Annotated in this window: 19 protein-coding genes and 1 tRNA gene; 16 read left to right on the top strand and 4 right to left on the bottom strand. The window is 62.0% G+C overall.

Annotation, left to right across the window (positions count from 1 at the left end):
- The first annotated feature begins 54 nt into the window (after positions 1–54).
- From gyrB to ACXYMO_RS13630, 11 genes are all read left to right on the top strand, one after another.
- Positions 55–2,472 (top strand): DNA topoisomerase (ATP-hydrolyzing) subunit B, encoded by a 2,418-nt coding sequence (gene gyrB / locus ACXYMO_RS13580; protein ID WP_458879256.1) that lies wholly within the window; start codon positions 55–57, stop codon positions 2,470–2,472.
- Positions 2,473–2,850: 378 nt separating this feature from the next.
- Positions 2,851–3,903 carry a quinolinate synthase NadA gene (nadA, locus tag ACXYMO_RS13585; RefSeq protein ID WP_458879257.1) on the top strand — a complete coding sequence of 351 codons (1,053 nt, stop codon included), beginning with the start codon at positions 2,851–2,853 and terminating at the stop codon, positions 3,901–3,903.
- 2 nt (positions 3,904–3,905) lie between these two features.
- Positions 3,906–5,465 (top strand): L-aspartate oxidase, encoded by a 1,560-nt coding sequence (locus ACXYMO_RS13590; protein ID WP_458879258.1) that lies wholly within the window; start codon positions 3,906–3,908, stop codon positions 5,463–5,465.
- Entirely contained in the window at positions 5,462–6,313 is an 852-nt protein-coding gene (gene nadC / locus ACXYMO_RS13595) for a carboxylating nicotinate-nucleotide diphosphorylase (protein ID WP_458879259.1), read from the top strand. Before ACXYMO_RS13590 ends, nadC begins: the two co-directional genes overlap by 4 nt.
- Before the next feature lie 101 nt (positions 6,314–6,414).
- Positions 6,415–7,923, top strand: coding sequence for a DUF4153 domain-containing protein (locus ACXYMO_RS13600; protein ID WP_458879260.1), 1,509 nt, complete (start codon positions 6,415–6,417; stop codon positions 7,921–7,923).
- On the top strand, positions 7,901–8,581 hold the full coding sequence (locus tag ACXYMO_RS13605) for a response regulator (protein WP_458879261.1): 681 nt from the start codon (positions 7,901–7,903) through the stop codon (positions 8,579–8,581). The genes ACXYMO_RS13600 and ACXYMO_RS13605 overlap by 23 nt, the downstream gene beginning before the upstream one ends.
- A complete protein-coding gene (locus tag ACXYMO_RS13610; RefSeq protein WP_458879262.1) occupies positions 8,569–9,552 on the top strand; it encodes a sensor histidine kinase in 984 nt (327 codons plus the stop codon). The genes ACXYMO_RS13605 and ACXYMO_RS13610 overlap by 13 nt, the downstream gene beginning before the upstream one ends.
- Positions 9,553–9,798: 246 nt before the next feature.
- Positions 9,799–10,569, top strand: a complete 771-nt coding sequence (locus ACXYMO_RS13615; protein ID WP_458879263.1) for a crotonase/enoyl-CoA hydratase family protein — start codon at positions 9,799–9,801, stop codon at positions 10,567–10,569.
- A 3-nt stretch (positions 10,570–10,572) separates the two neighbouring features.
- Complete coding sequence (locus tag ACXYMO_RS13620) at positions 10,573–11,067, top strand: MarR family winged helix-turn-helix transcriptional regulator (RefSeq protein ID WP_458879264.1); 495 nt, start codon at positions 10,573–10,575, stop codon at positions 11,065–11,067.
- Complete coding sequence (locus ACXYMO_RS13625; RefSeq protein WP_458879265.1) at positions 11,064–12,878, top strand: feruloyl-CoA synthase; 1,815 nt, start codon at positions 11,064–11,066, stop codon at positions 12,876–12,878. The genes ACXYMO_RS13620 and ACXYMO_RS13625 overlap by 4 nt, the downstream gene beginning before the upstream one ends.
- Positions 12,879–12,888: 10 nt before the next feature.
- Positions 12,889–13,761, top strand: a complete 873-nt coding sequence (locus ACXYMO_RS13630; RefSeq protein WP_458879266.1) for an amidohydrolase family protein — start codon at positions 12,889–12,891, stop codon at positions 13,759–13,761.
- Positions 13,762–13,822: 61 nt separating this feature from the next.
- On the opposite strand, the gene ACXYMO_RS13635 is transcribed toward ACXYMO_RS13630, so the two are convergent.
- From ACXYMO_RS13635 to ACXYMO_RS13650, 4 genes are all read right to left on the bottom strand, one after another.
- A tRNA-Thr gene (locus ACXYMO_RS13635) sits at positions 13,823–13,898 on the bottom strand.
- A 67-nt stretch (positions 13,899–13,965) separates the two neighbouring features.
- A complete protein-coding gene (locus tag ACXYMO_RS13640) occupies positions 13,966–15,489 on the bottom strand; it encodes a heme biosynthesis HemY N-terminal domain-containing protein (protein ID WP_458879267.1) in 1,524 nt (507 codons plus the stop codon).
- Between the two features lie 10 nt (positions 15,490–15,499).
- The gene (locus tag ACXYMO_RS13645; protein WP_458879268.1) at positions 15,500–16,765 is read right to left on the bottom strand and encodes a COG4223 family protein; all 1,266 of its coding nucleotides are present in this window, start codon (positions 16,763–16,765) and stop codon (positions 15,500–15,502) included.
- A 54-nt stretch (positions 16,766–16,819) separates the two neighbouring features.
- Positions 16,820–17,533, bottom strand: coding sequence for a uroporphyrinogen-III synthase (locus ACXYMO_RS13650; protein WP_458879269.1), 714 nt, complete (start codon positions 17,531–17,533; stop codon positions 16,820–16,822).
- 101 nt (positions 17,534–17,634) lie between these two features.
- On the opposite strand from ACXYMO_RS13650, the gene tsaD reads away from it, so the two are divergent.
- The 5 genes from tsaD to ACXYMO_RS13675 are packed head-to-tail and all read left to right on the top strand — an operon-like array spanning position 17,635 to position 20,837.
- Positions 17,635–18,732: a tRNA (adenosine(37)-N6)-threonylcarbamoyltransferase complex transferase subunit TsaD gene (tsaD, locus tag ACXYMO_RS13655; protein ID WP_458879270.1), complete on the top strand. Its 1,098-nt coding sequence runs from the start codon at positions 17,635–17,637 to the stop codon at positions 18,730–18,732.
- Entirely contained in the window at positions 18,729–19,691 is a 963-nt protein-coding gene (locus ACXYMO_RS13660; protein ID WP_458879271.1) for an NAD(P)H-dependent glycerol-3-phosphate dehydrogenase, read from the top strand. Before tsaD ends, ACXYMO_RS13660 begins: the two co-directional genes overlap by 4 nt.
- 1 nt (position 19,692) lies before the next feature.
- Positions 19,693–19,965 (top strand): YciI family protein, encoded by a 273-nt coding sequence (locus tag ACXYMO_RS13665; protein WP_458879272.1) that lies wholly within the window; start codon positions 19,693–19,695, stop codon positions 19,963–19,965.
- Positions 19,965–20,384, top strand: coding sequence for an EVE domain-containing protein (locus tag ACXYMO_RS13670; RefSeq protein WP_458879476.1), 420 nt, complete (start codon positions 19,965–19,967; stop codon positions 20,382–20,384). Before ACXYMO_RS13665 ends, ACXYMO_RS13670 begins: the two co-directional genes overlap by 1 nt.
- A 54-nt stretch (positions 20,385–20,438) precedes the next feature.
- On the top strand, positions 20,439–20,837 hold the full coding sequence (locus ACXYMO_RS13675) for a DUF1761 domain-containing protein (protein WP_458879273.1): 399 nt from the start codon (positions 20,439–20,441) through the stop codon (positions 20,835–20,837).
- Positions 20,838–20,897 lie beyond the last annotated feature (60 nt).

The raw sequence follows: 20,897 nt of genomic DNA on the forward strand, positions 1-20,897 counted from the left end.
GACATCCCCCCCAAGAGTCAGTATAAAATACAAAAAAGAAAAAGGAATTTTCGGATGTCCGAAGATGCACAGGCCCCCGAAGAATACGGCGCGGATTCTATCAAGGTTCTCAAAGGCTTGGAAGCTGTTCGCAAGCGGCCGGGGATGTATATCGGTGACACGGATGATGGTTCGGGTCTGCACCATATGGTGTACGAGGTCGTCGACAATGGAATTGACGAGGCACTGGCCGGTCACGCCGACGCCGTCACGGTGAAAATCCACGCGGATTCCAGCGTTTCGGTCAGCGACAATGGTCGCGGAATTCCGGTTGGTATTCACGAGGAAGAAGGCGTTTCAGCGGCCGAGGTCATCATGACCCAGCTGCACGCTGGCGGTAAATTCGACAGCAACTCCTATAAGGTGTCGGGCGGTCTGCATGGCGTTGGCGTTTCGGTCGTGAACGCCCTGTCGGATTGGCTGGAGCTGCGCATCTGGCGGGATGGCAAGGAACATGTCGCGCGGTTTGAAGGCGGATTTACGGTCGAGCACCTAAAAGTCGTTGGCGATGCCGACGGACGCACCGGGACCGAAGTGCGGTTTCTGGCCTCGACCGAGACGTTTTCCAACCTGGAATATTCATTCGAGGTGCTGGAACGGCGCTTGCGCGAACTGGCCTTCCTGAATTCGGGCGTGCGCATCATCCTGACCGATGAGCGCCCTGCCGAAACCTTGCGGTCCGAGTTGTATTACGAAGGCGGCGTCAAGGAGTTCGTCAAATACCTCGACCGTCACAAAAGCTCGATCATGTCCGAGCCGATCTTTATCACCGGCGAAAAGGATGACATCGGCGTCGAAGTCGCCATGTGGTGGAACGACAGCTATCACGAAACGGTGCTGCCCTTTACCAACAACATCCCTCAGCGGGATGGCGGCACGCATATGGCCGGGTTCCGCGGCGCGCTGACGCGGACGATCAACAACTATGCCCAAAGCAGCGGCATCGCCAAGAAGGAGAAGGTCAGCTTCACCGGCGATGACGCGCGCGAGGGCCTGACCTGCGTTCTGTCGGTCAAGGTGCCGGACCCCAAGTTCAGCAGCCAGACCAAGGACAAGCTGGTCAGCTCCGAGGTGCGCCCGGCGGTCGAGGGTCTGGTCAACGAAAAACTGGCCGAATGGTTCGAGGAGAATCCGAACGAGGCCAAGATCATCGTCGGCAAGATCATCGAAGCCGCGCTGGCCCGCGAAGCCGCCCGCAAGGCGCGCGAACTGACCCGGCGCAAGACGGCAATGGATGTGAATTTCCTGGCCGGGAAACTCAAGGATTGTTCCGAAAAAGACCCGTCCAAAACCGAACTGTTCTTGGTCGAGGGTGACAGCGCTGGCGGGTCGGCCCAGACCGGGCGGGACCGGATGACGCAGGCGGTTCTGCCGCTGCGCGGTAAAATCCTGAACGTTGAGCGAGCACGGTTTGACCGGATGCTCGGCAGTCAGGAGATCGGCAACCTTGTGATGGCGCTGGGCACCGGGATCGGACGGGATGAGTTCGACATCAGCAAGCTGCGCTACCACAAGATCGTCATCATGACCGATGCGGACGTCGACGGCGCCCATATCCGGACCCTGCTTTTGACGTTCTTCTATCGTCAGATGCCCGAATTGATCGAAGGCGGATATCTCTATATCGCGCAGCCGCCGCTCTACAAAGTGGCCCGCGGCAAATCCGAGGTGTATCTCAAGGATCAGGCGGCATTGGACGACTACCTGATCCAGCAGGGTATCGAGGGCGCGGTTCTGCGCCTGGGGTCGGGCGAAGAGATCACTGGACAGGATCTGGTGCGCGTGGTCGATGAGGCCCGCCAGTTGCGCCGGGTGCTGGATGCCTTTCCAACCCACTATCCACGCCACATTCTGGAACAGTCGGCGATTGCCGGGGCCTTTGTGCCCGGCGCGGTCGATGCCGACCTGCAGGGCGTTGCCGACACGGTCGCCAAACGCCTTGACCTGATCGCGCAGGAATACGAACGCGGCTGGCAGGGCCGGATCACGCAGGACCACGGCATTCGCCTGGCCCGCATCCTGCGCGGCGTGGAGGAAGTGCGCACACTGGACGGTCCGATGCTACGATCAGGTGAGGCGCGCAAGACCGGCAGCTTTACCAAAAGCCTGCAGGACATCTATTCCACTACGGCGAAACTGGAACGCAAGGATCGGACGCAGATCATTCATGGCCCGCTCGATTTGCTTGACGCCATTCTGGAAGAGGGCGCCAAGGGCCTGTCGCTGCAACGCTACAAGGGTCTGGGCGAAATGAACCCGGGCCAGCTGTGGGAAACGACGCTGGATCCGGACGCGCGCACCCTCTTGCAGGTCAAGGTCGATGATATGGTCGAAGCGGATGACCTGTTCACCAAGCTGATGGGCGACGTCGTCGAACCGCGCCGCGAATTCATCCAGAAAAACGCGCTGAGCGTGGAAAATCTGGATTTCTGATCGCTGAATGCCGGGGGCGGTACAAACCGCCCCCACCCATTCCCGCCGTATCAGCACCGATCATCCAAACACCATATTTCCAGGCCTGTAAGTTTCCACACCGCGAACGGCCTTTCGCTGAAGGTGTCCGGGTTGGTGACCCGACGCTACCAGCGATGGAATTCGGGACAGCAAAGGGCCTATTTTTCTTTATACATCAGTGGCTTAACCAAAAATCGCAAATCAAAGCGTTTTGATTTCCTCTTTGGAATGTCTAAATAAAGAAAGCGGATCAGGGTCCTACCCGGGCCCCGGACGAGATTGGTTGAACTCCGCGATCCAAAATGGAACAAGTCGTCAGCCAATTCTCACCAACCGTCACCTGAACGGGAGACTGCCTTGTTTGATTTTGTCACCATGCGCCACGCGTTGTCGGAAACCTATGACCTGACGCCAAACCCCGACCTCGCCGAGGAAATGAAGGACATTTACGCGTCCATGTCGCGCGTCGTGACGCCTGCGGACTGGGCCATTCATGCCCCCTATGTGGCCGCAATCAACGCGCTCAAGAAAGAGCGCAACGCCGTGATCCTGGCCCACAATTACATGACGCCCGAAATTTTCCACGGCGTGGCGGATGTTGTCGGTGACAGCCTGCAATTGGCGATCGAGGCGACCAAGGTCAAAGAGGATGTCATCGTCCAGTGCGGCGTGCATTTCATGGCTGAGACCTCGAAAATCCTGAACCCGGCCAAGACCGTCCTGATTCCGGACATGGAAGCCGGGTGTTCGCTGGCCGAAAGCATCACTGCCGAGGGCGTCGCGCAGATGCGCGCGAAATACCCCGGCGCGCCGGTGGTCAGCTATGTGAACACCACGGCCGAGGTCAAAGCGGCGTCGGACATCTGCTGCACCTCTTCCAACGCGGCCCAGATCGTCGCCGCGATGGACAGCGAAACGGTCATCATGACGCCCGACAAATACCTGGCGCAAAACGTGGCGAACGACGTCCCGCAAAAAAGGATCGTCTGGTGGGATGGCGCCTGCATCGTGCATGAACAATTCACCGCCAAGGACATCCGCGAATTCCGCGAATGGAACCCGGACACCCGCATCATCGCACACCCTGAATGTCCCCCGGACGTGGTCGCCGAGGCTGATTTTTCCGGGTCGACCAGCGGCATCATCAAATATGTCTCGGCCGAAAAACCGGAAAAGGCGATGCTGATGACCGAATGTTCGATGGCCTCGAACATTGCCGACGCTCTGCCCGAGGTCGAGTTTGTCGGGCCCTGCAACATGTGCCCCTACATGAAAAAGATCACGCTCGAAAAAATCCTCTATTCGCTGCACACCATGACCCAACCGGTCGAGGTGGACCCGCAAGTGGCCGAAAAGGCCCGTATCGCGGTCGAGCGGATGATCGACCTCAGCCGCGAACTGGGCATCTGACTGTGATCAAGACCGACCGTATCGTCATCGTCGGGGCCGGTCTCGGCGCGCTTTATGCCGCGCTTGAACTGGCGCCGCGCCCCGTTCTGATGATTTCGCCCGAACCGCTGGGCGCCGGGGCAAGTTCGGCCTGGGCACAAGGCGGCGTGGCGGCCGCGATGGACACCGGCGACAGCCCCGAGGCGCACGCGCGCGACACGATTCGCGCAGGGGCCGGAACGGTGGACGCGGATGTGGCCAACATGGTCACCCGCCATGCCCGCGAACATATCCTGGACCTGACCGAACTGGGCACACCGTTCGACCGAGACGCCGAAGGCGGATATGTCATGAGCCGAGAAGCCGCCCATTCCACCGCCCGTGTCGTTCGGGTCAAGGGCGATCAGGCCGGGCGCCAGATCATGGAAACGCTGATTGCGCAGGTCCGCGCGACCCCGTCGGTGCAGGTGATCGAAGGCGCGCTTGCCACCCGGCTTGAAACCAAAGGCGACACCGTCACCGGTGTCTGGATCGCAAGTGCCGAAACACCGACCGCGCCTGTTCTGATCGAAACGCCCGCCGTTCTGCTGGCCGGGGGCGGTTCCGGCGGGTTGTTCGCACACACGACGAACCCGCCGCGCATTCGCGGACAGGTCATCGGGTTTGCCGCACGGGCCGGGGCGATGATCGCCGATCCGGAGTTCGTTCAGTTCCATCCAACGGCCTTTGATATCGGCGAGGACCCCGCTCCGCTGGCGACCGAGGCGTTGCGCGGCGAAGGCGCGACGCTGATCAACAAACACGGTGACCGGTTCATGCTGGCCGTGCATCCGGATGCGGAACTGGCCCCGCGCGACATCGTGGCGCGTGAAATATTTGCCCAGCAACAGGCCGGAAACCGCCCGATGCTGGACACGCGCGATGCGCTCGGGGCCGAGGTTCTGACCAAATTCCCGTCTGTCGCCGAAACCTGTGCGCGCGCCGGGCTGGATCCGGTGACCGACCCGATCCCGGTCGCGGTCGCCGCGCATTACCACATGGGCGGGATCGCAACCGATCAGAACGGACGATCCTCTCTCGGACGGCTCTGGGTCTGTGGCGAGGCATCCTCGACCGGGCTGCACGGGGCCAACCGGCTGGCCTCGAACGGGTTGCTCGAGGCTTTGGTCTATGCCCGGACCGCAGCCAAAGACCTGGAAACCGTCGTGCCCGCAGTGGACAGCGCCGCGCCGGTCGAGGTCACGTTCAAACCCGGCGGAACACCGGTGAACCCAGAGGCCGTTGCCGAATTGCGCCAGACCATGACGGCGCATGTGGGCGTGCGCCGCAATGCCGAGGGTCTGCGCAACGCGCTGCGCACCATTGCCCGCCTTGAACGGCAGGAATCCGGGTGTGAAACGTTTGCGAACATGGCCGCCACCGCAACCTTGATCGCCGCCGCCGCGCTGGAACGCGAAGAAAGCCGGGGCGGACATTTCCGTGACGATTTCCCGGAATCAGACCCTGACAGGGCCGAACGGACCGAAATCACTCTGGAACGCGCCCTGAAAATCAGGACCGCAGTTTGCGAGGACACCGCATGACGCAGTTTGCAGCCCTTCCCGACCTAATCCTGGAACCCATGGTGCGGGCCGCGCTGATGGAAGATCTGGGTCAAAGTGGCGATGTGACCACACGCGCCGTGATCCCGCCCGAAACCACCTATGCCGCGCGGCTGAACGCACGGGAAACCGGTGTGGTGTCGGGCATGCAGATTGCGCAGATCGCCTTTCGCCTTGTTGATCCATCTCTGGATATCGAACCAGTTCTGCCGGACGGCAGCCCCTGCAAACCCGGCGATACACTCATGCGGATTACCGGGCGCGCGGCGTCGATCCTGTCGGGTGAACGGGTCGCGCTGAACTTTGCTGGGCGGCTGTCGGGCATTGCCACGCTGACGGCGGCGTTCGTGGCCGAAACCAAGGGCACCGAGACGCGCGTGACTTGTACCCGCAAGACAACACCGGGCCTGCGCATTGTCGAGAAACAGGCCGTTCTGCACGGCGGCGGGTTCAACCACCGTTACAACCTGTCGGACGCCATCCTGATCAAGGACAACCACATTGCCGCCGCCGGCGGGGTCCGTGCGGTGCTGGAATCGGCCCGCGCCGTGGCCAGCCACATGATCAAGATCGAGATCGAGGTCGACACCCTGACCCAGCTGGAAGAGGTGTTGAGTGTTGGTGGCGCGGATGTTGTCCTTCTGGACAACATGGACACGCCCACCCTGCGCAAAGCCGTTGAAATGGCCAAAGGCCATGTTGTGACCGAGGCATCGGGCAACATGAAACTGGACCGCATCGCCGAGGTGGCCGCAACCGGGGTCAATTACATCTCGTCCGGCGCGTTGACCCATTCCGCGCGCACCCTTGATCTGGGTCTCGATTTCTGACGCCAGCGGGCGCACCTGCACGAAATCTGCACATCTTCTGCGCCGCGCCTGCGCGGTTGCCATGACACTCCTTCGCGGGACTGAACGCAAAGGAGAAAGACATGGAAAACGGGTATGTGGTGCGGGGGGTTCCGCGATCAATCGCTCAGGATGCGTGGTGGTTTGCCAGCGAAACCCTTGCCCCCGGTAACTCGGGGCGCCACAGCAGGGACAATCGGCACATCAGCGTTGGCCCGGCGGGCCAACACCTTGCCGCTTTGTTGGCCGTGCTGATCGCCGGGGATTTCTTGATTTATGGCCATGCACCGGGTCTTTCGCTGGCCCTTTTCGCCTGGGTTCTGTTTCTGGCTGCGGTGCATGATATGCTACGACGGAACATGCCGTTCGGGCCAGCGATCCTGTTGGTTTTCGCGGCGTTGCCGATGGTCGAATACGTGCAAGCCTTGTCGGTCGCGTTTCTGGTGGCGGGTGTCTTTGTCAGTGTCGCCTGGGCCAGGCTCGGGTCGCACAGCATTCACGATATTCTGGCGGGCGCTGGCCGCCTTGCCACCCACATCCCCACCTTCGCCCCGCGCGATGCCATCGCGGCCTCTACCCTGTTGCGCGGCAGGGCCGGCGACAGAATCGATGCAACCCGGTTCGTGCGCGAATGGGCGCTGCCACTTGGCGGCGTGTTGATTCTGAGCGGGCTGCTGAGCGAAGCCAACCCAATTCTGGCCGGGTGGATCAGCGATGTGTTCACCTGGGACCTGAACGCCGTCGAATTGGTTTTGCGCGTCACGTTCTGGTGCGGGCTGGCCATTCTTGCCTGGCCGCTGATGCGTGTTCCGGCAAGTGATCTGTCAGGGTCGGGGACGTCATTCCAAATGCGGGGGGCTTCGTTGTTCTGGATCAATGCCGGATCGGTCCACAAGGCGCTTGTCGTTTTCAACGTGGTCATGGCGGTGCAGACGGCGCTGGATGTACGCTACCTATGGGCCGGGGCGTCCCTGCCCGAAGGGCTGAGCTATGCATCTTATGCGCGTCGGGGGGCCTATCCGCTGGTCGCGACCGCATTGCTGGCCGGGGCATTTGCACTGGCGGCACGTCCCTTCCTGCAGGAAAGACGCGGATTGCGCGCCCTCGTTATCCTGTGGATTGCGCAGAATGTGCTTTTGGCCAGTGCGGCAGCGTTTCGTCTTTGGCTTTATGTCGATGCCTATGGTCTGACCTATCTGCGCCTGCATGCGGGTATCTGGATGTGCATGGTGGCCATTGGGCTGGCCCTCATCGGCTGGCAAATCTGGCGCGAACGGTCCAATTCCTGGCTGATCTTTCGCTGTGGGGCGCTGGGAATCGGGGTTCTTTATGCCTGCGCTTTCGTGAATTTCGCCCAGATCATCGCCAGCCATAATTTGACCCTGGCAAGGACGGACACCTATTATCTGTGCCGTCTCGGTCCCACCGCCGCCCCTGCATTGGCAAGGACTCAGCGGGTTCTGCCCTGTGACGTCAATGCCCCTGTGACCGAGGGTTGGCGCGATTGGGGCTTTCGTAAATGGCGGGTGAGCAGTTATCTGAACCGGGCCGCAGCACCGGAGCCAACGAATGAAAATACTCGTCGTCGATGACGATCCCCGGCTTAGAGACCTCGTCGCCATCGCGCTGGAGCGGGCGGGCTTTGCGGTGGTGACAGCGGCGGATGGGCAGATCGCCCTGACCCACGCCGCCCGCGAAACGCCCGATCTGGTTGTGCTGGACGTGGGGTTGCCCGAACTCGACGGGTTCGAGGTGTGCCGCCGCCTGCGCACCAAATCCGAGGTGCCAATCCTGTTCCTGACCGCGCGCGATGATGAGATTGACCGCGTTGTCGGGCTGGAACTGGGGGCGGATGATTACGTGACTAAACCGTTCAGCCCGCGCGAATTGGTGGCACGGGTTCGCGCGATCCTGAAGCGGACGAAAGGCGGCGCCGTGACTGCGCGGGTATTGCGGCACGGTCGGCTTTTTCTGGACTCGGCGACACATCATTGCCGGGTGGCGGACACTGACATTGACCTGACCGCAACCGAGATGAAGCTGCTGGGCCAATTGATGTGTGATCCCGGTCGCATCCTCAGCCGCGCACAGCTGGTTGACGGACTCTGGGGCGCGGGCAGCCAGGTGTCGGACCGCACGTTGGACAGCCATCTGAGAAACCTGCGGGCCAAGCTGGACATGGCCGGATGCCCGGACGCGGTTCAGACCGTGCACGGTGTCGGCGTGCGGATGGGGTCATGCGAGACATAGAGCGCCAAAAATGGCGCCCGTCGCTGTGGGTTGTGCTGGGGGGCGCCCTGGCCGGGACACTTGTCCTGTCGGTCGCAGGGTTGGTCATTTTCCGCTATTTAGGGCCTGATATCGGGTATAAACGCGCGGCTGTCCTGCTCACCCTCATGATCGGTGCGCTGACGGCTGTGCCGTGGTTCTTGTTGCTACGCCTTTTGCTGCGTCCAATGACCGCGCTCTCTGACTATGCCGCCGCAACGCGCCTGTCCCCAGGCCGTCCAGCGGACCTGCCCGGCCATTTCGGCACCCGGGAATTGCACGACATGGGCCAAAGCGTGATCGACATGGCGTACACCCTGCAAAACCGCGAGGCGACCATCCGCACCTATACGGACCACGTGACCCATGAGCTGAAAACACCCGTGTCCGCCATCCGCGCCGCGACCGAGTTGCTGGAAGACAGCACCCGGTTGACCGAACAGGACCGCGCACTGGTCGGGCAGATCGCCGGGGCGGGCCACCAGATCGAGGCGCAACTGGATGCGCTGCGACAGGCCGCCGCCGCGCGCGCCGCGGATCATCATGGCCACGTGCGACTGGGGGACATCATTGACGAAATCACGGCGGCACATGGCGACCTCGAAATTCATGTGTCCGGTGAGACGATTGTTCTGCCGCTGTCGGCCAAAGGGCTGCGTATCGTCCTGGATCATTTGCTGGAAAATGCGCGCGCACATGGGGCGACGGCGGTTGACCTGACCGTTTCAAACGGGCGCCTGACCGTCACCGATAACGGCCGGGGTATTTCCGATGGCAACCGCGATCATGTGTTCGAACCGTTTTTCACCACGCGCCGCGAAACCGGCGGCACGGGCATGGGGTTGGCGATCGTGGACAGCCTGCTGCGGGCGCACGGGGGCCGGATTACCCTTGCGCCCGGGGGTCCGGGGGCGACATTCGACATCCGGTTCGCGCAGGGCGACCGGCGGTAGATCATGTTTTTCCCCGCTCAACCCCGGCGCGCGGTCAAATTTCTTGCTTAAGCTGCATAATGGTTATAGGTCATAACTATATTTCGATTTGGGGGGATTCGAATATGACGCTTTCGCATGATGTACACCTCGCCACCGGCGGGGAACGTGGTTCGGGTGCTCCGACACTGACCCGACAGATCGTCGCGACCCCATTTCCGAACGGCACACCTATCCGCCCTGACGGCGCCGCGCTGAGGAGAGAGAATGACAACTGACCCCCTTTTGAAAATCGACGTGGACGGCGAGATTGCCGTTCTCACCATGAATCGGCCCGACAAGCGGAATGCAATGTCGGACGCCCTCATGTCGGAAATCGATGGCTTCTTTTGCAATGTGCCCAAGGGCGTAAAGGTCGTGGTGCTGACCGGTACGGCGGGGCACTACTGTTCCGGGCTGGACCTGTCCGAACACGTCAGCCGTGACGCCGAAGGCACCATGCACCATTCGCGCAACTGGCATGCCGTGATGGACCGTATCCAGTTTGGCGGCCTGCCGGTGGTTTCCGCGATGTTTGGCGCGGTGATCGGCGGCGGGCTGGAACTGGCCACGTCCACCCACGTGCGCATTGCCGAACCCTCGACCATTTTCCAACTGCCCGAAGGGCGACGCGGGATTTTCGTGGGGGGTGGCGCATCCGTTCGCGTGGGCCGCATTCTGGGCGCCGACCGGATGATCGAGATGATGCTGACGGGCCGCAAATACAATGCCGACGAGGGCCGCGCCCTTGGCCTGACCCATTATGCGGTTGGCGAGGGTGAGGCCCTGCCGATGGCAATGGACCTAGCGCGCAAGATCGCATCGAACGCGCCGCTGTCGAATTACATCATGATCCAGGCGCTGTCGCGAATCGAAGACATGTCCAAGGCCGACGGGCTGTTCACCGAGAGCCTTTGCGCCGCGATCACGCAAACCAGCCCCGACGCGGTCGAAGGGCTGGCGGCCTTTCTCCAGAAACGCGACCCGACCTTCCGGTGACCCATGGCCAAGCCTGATCCAACCCAAAGCACGACGACCGATCACGTTGACCATGTGTCTGACGACACACTGCGCAACCTGCTGGGATACAACACCAAGCGTGCTTTCAACGTGATCCACGGCGACCTGGCCGATACGTTAAAACCGTTTGACCTGCGCATGATCACTTTCACCGCGCTGGTCCTGATCGTTGACAACCCCGGCTTGCGCCAATCGCAACTGGCCGATGCGCTGGCGATCGAACGGCCAAACCTGGTGGTCATCATCGACGAACTGGAACGTCGCGACCTGATCGTGCGCGACCGGGTACCGACGGACCGGCGCGCCTATGCCCTCAAGGCGACGCTGCTTGGCCGGCAGCTTTATGAAAAGGTGACGCAGGCAGTTCAGGCGCATGAAGCCGCGCTTTTGGGCCAGCTGAGCGCCGAGGAACACGCCCAGGTCATCGCCGCGATGCGGTTGATCGAGGGCCTGCGCAAACGCGGAGAAGACACATGAAACGAACCACGAATTTTCAGCCCCACGCGGTTCTGCGTGAGGATCGCCCGGATGGCACCATCCTGTTGCGCTCGGCCCAGACGATGGGCCCGGTTGTGGATACCGCCGGCGACTGGCTCCACAAATGGGCGGACGAGGCCCCCGACCGCGTATTCCTAGCCGAACGGTTCGGCGCGGGTTGGCGCGAAGAACGCTATGGCGCCGTGCTGGAGCAGGTGCGGGCCATCGCCGCCGCGCTGTTGGCGCGGGGGATGGGTCCGGACACACCGATCCTGATCATGTCGGGCAACGGGGTCGATCACGGACTTCTGACTCTGGCGGCGCAATATGTCGGTATCCCGTCCGTTCCGGTGGCCGAGCAGTATTCCCTGATCCACGGCGCCCATGGGCGCTTGCGGCATGCCATTGAACTGGTGCGCCCAAAGATGGCCTATGTCGTCGATGCCACCCAATATGGCGAGGCCCTGGCGCTGGATGCGTTGGACGGGATCGAGATTGTGGCCAGCCGTCCCGGCGATGCGGCCGTGACCCCGTTTTCCGATCTGCTGAAAGGCGATGCTGGCGTGGATATCGACCCGGCCCATGCGGCCGTGACCCCCGATACGGTTGCCAAGATCCTGATGACTTCCGGGTCGACATCGGCGCCCAAGGGGGTGCTGACCACACACCGCATGATGTGCGCCAATCAGACCCAGATCGCCGACTCGTTGCCCTTCCTGCTGGAGTATCCGCCGCGGGTGGTGGATTGGCTGCCCTGGAACCACGTCTTTGGTGGGTCGCACAATTTCAACATGATGCTGGCGAACGGCGGATCGTTCTATATCGACGACGGCAAACCGGTGAAGGGTCTGTTCGACCGCACCATCGAAAACCTGTCGCTGGTCACCGGCACGCTTGCCTTCAATGTGCCGGTCGGGTTCCAGATGCTGCTGGCCGCATTGCAGGCCGACGCGACCCTACGCCAGCGCTTTTTCGAAAACCTCGATGTGCTGTTTTACGCCGGTGCGTCGCTGCCTCAGGATGTCTGGGAAGGGTTCGAAAACATGGCCATGGAGGTGAAAGGCGAAGTGCCGCTGATGACCTCGTCCTGGGGCCTGACCGAAACCGCGCCCGCAACGACACTGCAGCAGGAACCGACCGACCGCTCGGGTGTGGTTGGTGTGCCGATGACCGGTGTCGTGCTCAAGCTGATCCCGGATGCCGACATGCGCTGTGAAATCCGGGTGAAGGGGCCAAACATCATGCCCGGCTATTTCGAAGCCCCCGACAAGACCGCCGATGCCTTTGATGACGAGGGTTTCTTTATCACCGGCGATGCGATGCGGTTCGTCGATCCCGACGACATCAACAAGGGCCTGAAATTCGACGGGCGGATATCAGAAGATTTCAAACTGCTCACCGGGACCTGGGTACGCGCCGGGCAGCTTCGACTCGACATGCTGAAATGCCTTGGGCCGCTGGTTGCTGATCTCGTCATCACCGGCGCGGATCGCGAACAGATCGGGCTTTTGATCTTTCCCAACACGGCCGAACTTGAGCGCGAAGGTTTTGCCCTGACCGAAGAGAACGGCGCGCTCACCGATCCGTTGCTGCTGGGTGAGGTGCACCGCCGTCTGGCCGAACATTCCGCCGCCGGAGCCAGCAGTTCGACCCGCGTGGCCCGCGCGATGGTCCTGTCCGAACCCGCCTCGATGGCCGATGGCGAAATGACCGCCAAAGGCAATCTGAACTTCCGCCAGGTGCTGACGCGCCGCGCCGGCCTGTTGGCCCGGCTTTATTCCGACACCGACCCTTCGGTCGCGAAACTCTGAGATAAAAAAAATGGTAGATCTTTCCAAAATCCGCGCCATCGACATTCACACCCATGCCGAGGAACCCTGCGGCTGTCATGCCGATGATGGCTATGATGACCTGCAATCGACAATGGCCAAGTATTTCGGCGCCCCCTGGACCCACCCGCCGACGATCCAGGACACCGCGGCCCACTACCGCGAACAGAATATCGCCGCCGTGATCTTTCCGGTCGATAGCGAACGCGAGACGGGCTATCGCCGCTATAAGAACGAAGAGGTCGCCGAACTGGCCGCCGAAAACGACGACGTGCTGATCCCGTTCGCCTCGATCGACCCGTGGAAGGGCAAGATGGGCGTCCGTGAGGCCCGTCGCCTGATCCGCGACTTCGGCATCAAGGGGTTCAAATTTCACCCGACGATGCAGGGCTTTTACCCCAACGACCGCATCGCCTATCCGCTCTACGAGGCCATCGCCGAAGAAGGCGGGATCGCGCTGTTCCACACAGGTCAGACCGGCGTCGGCTCGGGCATGCCCGGCGGCAACGGCATGCGGCTGAAATACTCGAACCCGATGTACATGGACGATGTGGCCGTGGATTTCCCCGAGATGAAGATCATCCTCGCGCATCCCAGCTTTCCCTGGCAGGAAGAGGCGCTGTCGGTGGCCCAGCACAAGCCCAATGTGTATATCGACCTGTCGGGCTGGTCGCCGAAATACTTTCCGGACATCCTTGTGCGGTACTGTAATTCCATCCTGAAAAAGAAGGTCCTGTTCGGGTCGGACTGGCCGATGATCACGCCCGAACGCTGGCTGGCGGATTTCGAAAAGATCGCCATCAAGGACGAGCTGCGCGAAGACATCACCAAGGGCAACGCCGCAAAACTGCTGGGTCTGGTTTAGGGGGAAAGTGTCTCGGGTCTCGACAGCCGGACCGTTATTCGGCTCTGACGTGTCTGGTAACTGGTGCCGCTGAAGGGACTCGAACCCCCGACCCCATCATTACGAATGACGTGCTCTACCAGCTGAGCTACAGCGGCCCTGGTGCGGCGGGCTATTAGCATTCGTTTTGGGCGCTGGAAAGTCTTATTTTGCGCCTCTCAAACGTCAGCCGCGGGGTTTTTCCGCGTCGTCCTCGCCCGGTTTGTCTTCGTCCGCAGACTCGGGGGCCGGTTCTTCCTCGACCGGTTCGGAGTCCAGCAATTCGACGTCGGAAATCTCCTCGACGTCCTCGTTGGGGGTCGTTTCCTCTGGCGATCCGACGATCAGCGGCAGCATGTGAACACCCGTGGCGCTGATGACGTCGCTCACCGGGGGCGAACGCCAGCTGAGCGTGTCGAGGCTTTCGCAGCTTTCACAGACCGGGGTCCATTCGGCATGGATGTGCTGGCAGTTGTCACAGACCCATTGCGGCCCGCGGGGCGCGGTCAGGGCCTTGGCAAGCCAGCCGTGTACGACCTTGTCGCTGCCGCCTTCGCCACGCTCGATCGCGGCCATGAGGGTCAGCGCGCGGGCGTCGGCCTGGGGCGACTGGGCCAGATCGCCCAACGAGCGGCGCGCTTCGGGGAAATCTTCGGCGACGATGTTCAGTTCGGCCAGCAACAGGCGGGTTTCAGGATCTGTCGGGTGGCTTTTGGTCAGCGTGCCGAACCGTTTGATCCGTTCCTGCGGCGTTTCATCGGGTTTGATTTCGGCAAAGGCCGCGGCCAGATCGGGGTGCGGTCGCGCATCCCATGCCTTTTTCAGAATGCGGGTGGCATTGCGCGGGCGCCCCTTGGCCACATAGGACCGCGCGGCCATGACCGCCGCCGGAATCAGGTCGGGCGACAGGCGGTTGGCCTCGATCGCCTGTTCGCGGGCTTCGACGCTGGCGGTTTCATCCAGGATTTCGCGGGCCTCGGACAGGGCCAGAACCGCAGCACGGCGGGTATAGACATCGCGCGGCAGACCGCCCGATTTCAGCTTGGCGCTCAGCGTGCTGCGTGCACCGGCCCAGTCATGTGCCTGCGCCTGCAGCTTGAGCAGAACGTCCTGCGTATCTTCGTGCTTGGGCTTTAGCGCATGGGCCTTTTCGGCCAGCTTGCGGGCCGTGTCGGTGTCACCCTCGGCAAGCTTTTGTTTCATGATCCCGCGCACCCCGACAAAGCGGGTCGCGTCATTGGTGATCAGTTGCTTATAGGTTTCGGTGGCCTTGCGCGTGTCGCCGGCCATTTCCGCCGCCTGGGCGGTCAGCAATTTGGTCAGTTCCGGCTTTTTCAGGTATTTCTCGGCCTTTGCGGCCTTGGACAGGGCAAGACGCCCCTCGCCCGAGGCCAGAGCCGTCAGACCATCGGCCAGCGCCTGATAGCCGCGGCGTTCTCGGTCACGGTCAAAATAGCGCGAAATCGCGGTTTCATCGCCATTCATGAAGCGCAAGATCGCGACGGCAAGCGACAGCAGTTTCAGGATGACCCAGACCGCCACCAGCAGCACCACGGCCGCAATCACCGACTGAAGCGGGGTCAGCATGTATTCCGTCCCGGCAAAGGTCAGCTGGATGCCGCCACTGGATTCCATCAGGTACCCTGCGCCCAGCGAAAGAAGCGCAATAATCACGACGAAGGCGAGAATTTTGATCAGCGACCAAAGCATGGCGTTTCCTTCAATTTGGGATGAGGCTTTGTGCCAGGGACTCGGCCGCCGTCACGGCGTCCAGACGTTTTTGCGCCGGGCCCGTCCAATCGGACATGGCCGCCCGGGCGCTTTCAGGAAGGGTCGAAATCTCGTTCAGCGCGATGGCCAGTTGGCCATCCGTTACAGCCGCCTGCGCCCGCGACAGAACCGCGTCGGGATCATCGCCTTCGCGTGGGGCAACAGAACGGGCACCCAACTGGCGACGCAGAAAGGCGCCAAGCCCTGTGTCACCACCGTTTTCCACGTCCCGCACAGTGGCAAGCGCGGTGCGCGCCGCGGGCGGGAACGTCAACTGCAATGCGGCGAGGGTGGGTACACCTTCGCTGGCCAGTGACGACAACGGGTCGGGCATCTCGACACCAAGGGAGGCCAGGTCCTGTGCTGCAACGGCAAAGGGAACACCGTCATCCAGCGCCGCGCGCAGACGGGCAACCGCCGTTTGTGCCGCAGCGACGCGGGCCGCTTCGGTTGCATTCATTTCCTTGGCGCGGGCGTTTTCGATCAGCGCCTCGACCTCGGCACGCTGGGTCGCGACAGTCTCCTGAAGACGGGCCAGTTCACGCTCATACGCGGCGATGGCCTCCTCGGACACACCTTGCGACATGGGCCGTTTTTCGACGCCGGTCAGACGGGCATCAAAGGCGTCGGCCTGTTCGCCCAGCGCGTTGATCTGCGCCTCGATCGGGTCGGTCCGTTTGGTCAGATCGTCAAGGGCTGCCGTGACAGGATTGATGTCGGGAATGGCCAGGCCATCCACCTTTTCACCCAAGGCATCGATGCTGTTGGATTGCGCGGACAGGTCCGATTGCAAGGCGGCGATTGCCTCGCTGCTGTCGACACTGCGCCAGCTGGGCGGCAACAGCGGATCAATCAGGTCCGCACGTCCCGCCACAAACCCCAGAACCGCCGCGACCGCACCGCCCAAAAGGGCCGCGCCGAACCCGCCACGGGTTTCGACAACACGTTCAACGACTTCTGTCTGCGGGGCCTGTTCAGGAAGGTCATCTGTTTCCGGGGTCTCTTCGACCTCTGCCGGGGGTTCGGCGGTTTCCGTGGTTTCAACCTCGGGCTCTGCGTCCTCCGGACCAGGTTCACCGTCCTTGGGTGCGGCATCTTCGGCCACGGGGTCAGTCGCGTCGGGTTGGTCCTCGGTTTCGGAAACCACAGGATCAACCGAAGTTTCTTCAACCACATCCGTTTCGGATTTTTCCTGATCGGGTTTTTTCTTTTTCACCAACGCCGGCCACCCCTTCGAATCTCACGCTTTAAAATGAGCCCTTGGATGACACTACTGCGCACCCCCGGTACCCTCAACCCGGCTCAATCGCTCTGCCAGGTTTTCAATTGCAGTTATCATGTCAGCAGAATTTGGTCGCTGCGCAACCGTCACACTGCAAAATCCCCTGTTTTTTAACGGCTCGGCCACCGCTTTGCTAAGCGCGACGGCATGAACATTGCCCGGATCGTCGATCTGATTGGCAAAATGTCGCGCCGTTCGGGGCGAGAAAAGGGGAGCAATTACAGGTTTGTCACCCTGTACTGCCGAAAGGGCCCGCGAATCCAGCGGGTCAAGAACCTGATCATAAACTGCAATCGCCCGGGCGGGCAGACCCAGTTGCGTCAGCGCTCCGGCAAGGTCGCCGCGCACGTGAACGCCGCTCAGGTGAAGCAACGGCACCAGCGGTTTGCGGTCGGGCAAGGCTGCAATCAGCGCATCCGCCGTTTCCCCCATGCACTCGGCCGCCCACCCGGCGGCCTGGGCGGCGCGGGTGGTGGCCTCGCCCACGCAGAAACACGGCAGACCACGGTCCACCCCCTTGTCCGCGGCAACGGCAACCCCGTTGGATGAGGTAAAGACCAGCCCCCGCGCATCGCCTGTTTCAATCCCGCCATCGCAAGGCACGATGCGAATGAGCGGCGAGTGAAGGACGGTCAGTTTTTCCCGCAGAACATCCCCCATCTGCGCAACAAACCGGTCCGATGCGGCCTGTGGGCGTGTCATCAACAATATCAGCGCTGGCACGGTCATCCGTTGCCTCGGGATTGTGAGCGGGGATTTTGGGTGATACCCCCCACGCAATCAGGATGCAACGACCCGGATCAATGATGCGGCCTTTGACGGTTCTAGGATTGGAAAGCAGCTGCGATGATACGGCAGCGGCAATCGTGCGCCACACCGGCGGCGACAAGGGTGAAATCCTGTCCTCGGTGGTCTTCGGGCAGACCGATCTGCACAGCGCCTTTGGCGGCGTCGTTCCCGAAATCGCCGCACGGGCCCATACCGAGAAACTGGATATTTGCGTGCGCGATGCGCTGGAACAGTCGGGCCTGACCCTGAATGATGTGGATGTCATCGCCGTCACCGCCGGTCCGGGGCTGATCGGCGGGGTTCTGTCCGGCGTGATGTGTGCCAAGGGGCTGAGCGCGGCAACCGGCCTGCCCCTGATCGGGGTGAACCACCTGGCCGGCCACGCCCTGACACCGCGCCTGACCGATGCGGTGCCCTACCCCTATCTGATGCTGCTCGTGTCGGGCGGGCATTGCCAGTACCTCATCGTGCGCGGACCCGAGGATTTTTCGCGTCTTGGCGGCACCATCGACGATGCCCCCGGCGAGGCGTTCGACAAGGTGGCGCGCCTTCTGGGCCTGCCCCAACCCGGCGGCCCCTCGGTCGAGGCCGAGGCGAAATCCGGCGATCCAAAACGGTTCAGAATGCCCCGTCCGCTGATGGACCGGGACAATTGCGATCTGTCCTTTTCGGGGTTGAAAACCGCGCTGCTGCGGGCACGCGATCAGATCGTCGCGGAAAAAGGCGGGCTGACGCGGCAGGACCGCGCCGACCTCTGCGCCGGATTCCAACAGGCGGTGGTTGATGTGCTGGCGTCCAAAACGCAACGCGCGCTGGGCATTTACCTTGCCGAAAACCCTGCTGTCGCCACCGTCGCCGTTGCCGGTGGTGTTGCGGCGAACCAGCCCATTCGCGCTTCGTTAGAGACTGTTTGCGCTGAAAATGACGCGCGCTTTCTGGCGCCGCCATTGGCCTTGTGCACCGATAATGCGGCCATGATCGCCTATGCCGGGGCCGAACTGTTTCTGGCCGGGCATCGCGATGGTCTGGACCTTGCCGCACGGCCGCGCTGGCCGTTGGACAAAAGCAGCCCGGCCATGTTGGGCAGCGGCAAAAAGGGGGCCAAGGCATGAAAGTCGGCGTTGTTGGATCCGGGGCCTTTGGCACCGCGCTGGCAATTTCGCTGGCCCAGAACGGGCCAGTGACCCTGTGGACACGCGCGCCCGATCAGCTGCGCGACATGCAAAGCAACCGGGTCAACAGCCAGCGCCTGCCCGGCGTCGCCCTGCCCGATCCGCTGCGCGCGACGGGCGAGATGGTCGAAATGGCGGATATGGACGCAGTTTTGCTGTCGGTCCCGATGCAGCAACTGCGCGGTGTCTTGCATGACCATGCCGATGTACTATCGCGCCCGGTTCTGGTGGCCTGTTGCAAGGGCATCGAGCTGGACACCGGGCTGGGCCCGATTTCGGTGATATCACAGGCTCTCCCCGATACGCGCAGTGCCTTGCTGACCGGGCCGAGCTTTGCCACCGAAATTGCCCAGGGCCTTCCCACGGCGCTGACGCTGGCCTGTGCAGACCCGGATTTGGGCGCCCAATTGCAGCAGGGGCTGAGCACGGAAACCCTGCGCCTTTATCGCACGACCGATACCATCGGCGCCGAACTGGGTGGCGCGCTGAAAAACGTGGTCGCGATCGCCTGCGGTGTGGTGATCGGGGCCGGATTGGGCAACAGCGCCCGCGCGGCCCTGATGACACGCGGATACGCCGAGATGCAGCGCATGGCGCTGGCCCTTGGTGCACAGGCCGAGACATTGGCCGGGTTGTCAGGCTTTGGCGATCTGGCGCTGACATGCACGTCCGAACAGTCGCGCAATTTCCGGCTGGGAATGGCCATTGGACGCGGCGAAACCTTTGACCCGTCGATCACCGTCGAAGGGGCCGCCACCGCCCGCGCCGTCGCGGTGAAATCACGCGAGATGGCGGTGGAGATGCCGATCACCGATAGCGTTGTTGCGCTGCTTGACCATGAACTGACACTGAAACAGGTGATTGCGCAGCTTCTGGCGCGATCCCTCAAGGAGGAATGATATGCTGATTGCCCTGATTGCCCGCGACAAACCCGGTGCCCTGCAAACCCGCAAGGACAACCGCGCCGACCATCTGGCCTATATTGAATCGACCGGCGTGGTGTCACAGGCCGGTCCGTTGCTGGATGGCAGTGGCGAAATGGCCGGGTCGCTGGTCATTCTGGATGTCGCCGACATGGCCGCCGCGCGAACCTGGGCCGACAATGACCCCTATGCCAAGGCCGGTCTTTTTGCCAATGTCGAACTGATCGAATGGAAAAAGGTGATTGGCTGATGGCCTGCTGGCTGTTCAAATCCGAACCTTCGACCTGGAGCTGGGATGACCAGGTCGCCAAGGGTGACGCCGGCGAAGAATGGGACGGCGTGCGCAATTATCAGGCCCGCAATTTCATGCGCGAGATGAAGCTGGGCGACAAAGGGTTCTTTTATCATTCCCAGAAAGACCGGGAAATCGTCGGCATCGTCGAGGTCTGCGCCGAATCCCACCCCGACAGCACAACCGATGACGACCGATGGGACTGCGTGGACATCAAGGCCGTGCGCCCCTTTGAAACGCCCGTTACGCTGGATCAGATCAAGGGCGACGCGCGGTTGTCCGACATGGTTCTGGTCAAGAACTCGCGCCTTTCGGTCCAGCCGGTGACCGAGGATGAATGGAACATCATCTGCGCGCTGGGCAACACGAAACCCTAGGTCGCCAGGACCTCCCGTTGCATAGTTCGCGCAGCAGACATCGGGAGAGAAACAATGGGTTCATTGACAGTCCTTGCCGCCGCCCTGGTCGGGTTTCTGGTCGGCGCGGTGTGGTACATGATCCTGGGCCGCGCCTGGTTGAGTGTCACCGGCATTGAGCTGGACGACACAGGCCGCCCAATCAAAAGCGCGGGCGCGTTGCCTTTTGTGGTCTCGGCGGTGGCAATGATTCTGGTCGCTGGCATGATGCGGCACATTTTTTCGATGGCCGGCATAGATGGCACTGCGGCGTCGCTGGTTGCGGGGCTGGGCGTTGGCGCATTTTTCATCTCGCCTTGGCTGGCGGTGAACTATGCCTTTGCGATGCGGTCACTGAAACTGTTCCTGATTGACGCGGGATACGCCATTCTGGGCAGCGGCGCGATCGGGCTGACCCTTGGTCTTTTGGAGTAAGTGCGAGGGGTTGGAGGGCCGGCCAAATGCCGGAACCCTCCCTCACCCACGTGCTCCCAT

The organism is Arenibacterium sp. CAU 1754 (assembly GCF_054482635.1).

Bases quoted from the DNA above. Each gene is read 5' to 3' on its own strand.
- tsaD (WP_458879270.1), top strand. From the start codon at position 17,635: ATGATGCGGCCTTTGACGGTTCTAGGATTGGAAAGCAGCTGCGATGAT.
- ACXYMO_RS13620 (WP_458879264.1), top strand. From the start codon at position 10,573: ATGGCCAAGCCTGATCCAACCCAAAGCACGACGACCGATCACGTTGAC.
- ACXYMO_RS13650 (WP_458879269.1), bottom strand. From the start codon at position 17,533: ATGACACGCCCACAGGCCGCATCGGACCGGTTTGTTGCGCAGATGGGG.
- ACXYMO_RS13625 (WP_458879265.1), top strand. From the start codon at position 11,064: ATGAAACGAACCACGAATTTTCAGCCCCACGCGGTTCTGCGTGAGGAT.
- ACXYMO_RS13610 (WP_458879262.1), top strand. From the start codon at position 8,569: ATGCGAGACATAGAGCGCCAAAAATGGCGCCCGTCGCTGTGGGTTGTG.
- nadC (WP_458879259.1), top strand. From the start codon at position 5,462: ATGACGCAGTTTGCAGCCCTTCCCGACCTAATCCTGGAACCCATGGTG.
- ACXYMO_RS13600 (WP_458879260.1), top strand. From the start codon at position 6,415: ATGGAAAACGGGTATGTGGTGCGGGGGGTTCCGCGATCAATCGCTCAG.
- ACXYMO_RS13630 (WP_458879266.1), top strand. From the start codon at position 12,889: ATGGTAGATCTTTCCAAAATCCGCGCCATCGACATTCACACCCATGCC.
- gyrB (WP_458879256.1), top strand. From the start codon at position 55: ATGTCCGAAGATGCACAGGCCCCCGAAGAATACGGCGCGGATTCTATC.
- ACXYMO_RS13665 (WP_458879272.1), top strand. From the start codon at position 19,693: ATGCTGATTGCCCTGATTGCCCGCGACAAACCCGGTGCCCTGCAAACC.
- ACXYMO_RS13615 (WP_458879263.1), top strand. From the start codon at position 9,799: ATGACAACTGACCCCCTTTTGAAAATCGACGTGGACGGCGAGATTGCC.
- ACXYMO_RS13675 (WP_458879273.1), top strand. From the start codon at position 20,439: ATGGGTTCATTGACAGTCCTTGCCGCCGCCCTGGTCGGGTTTCTGGTC.
- ACXYMO_RS13670 (WP_458879476.1), top strand. From the start codon at position 19,965: ATGGCCTGCTGGCTGTTCAAATCCGAACCTTCGACCTGGAGCTGGGAT.
- ACXYMO_RS13640 (WP_458879267.1), bottom strand. From the start codon at position 15,489: ATGCTTTGGTCGCTGATCAAAATTCTCGCCTTCGTCGTGATTATTGCG.
- ACXYMO_RS13660 (WP_458879271.1), top strand. From the start codon at position 18,729: ATGAAAGTCGGCGTTGTTGGATCCGGGGCCTTTGGCACCGCGCTGGCA.
- ACXYMO_RS13605 (WP_458879261.1), top strand. From the start codon at position 7,901: ATGAAAATACTCGTCGTCGATGACGATCCCCGGCTTAGAGACCTCGTC.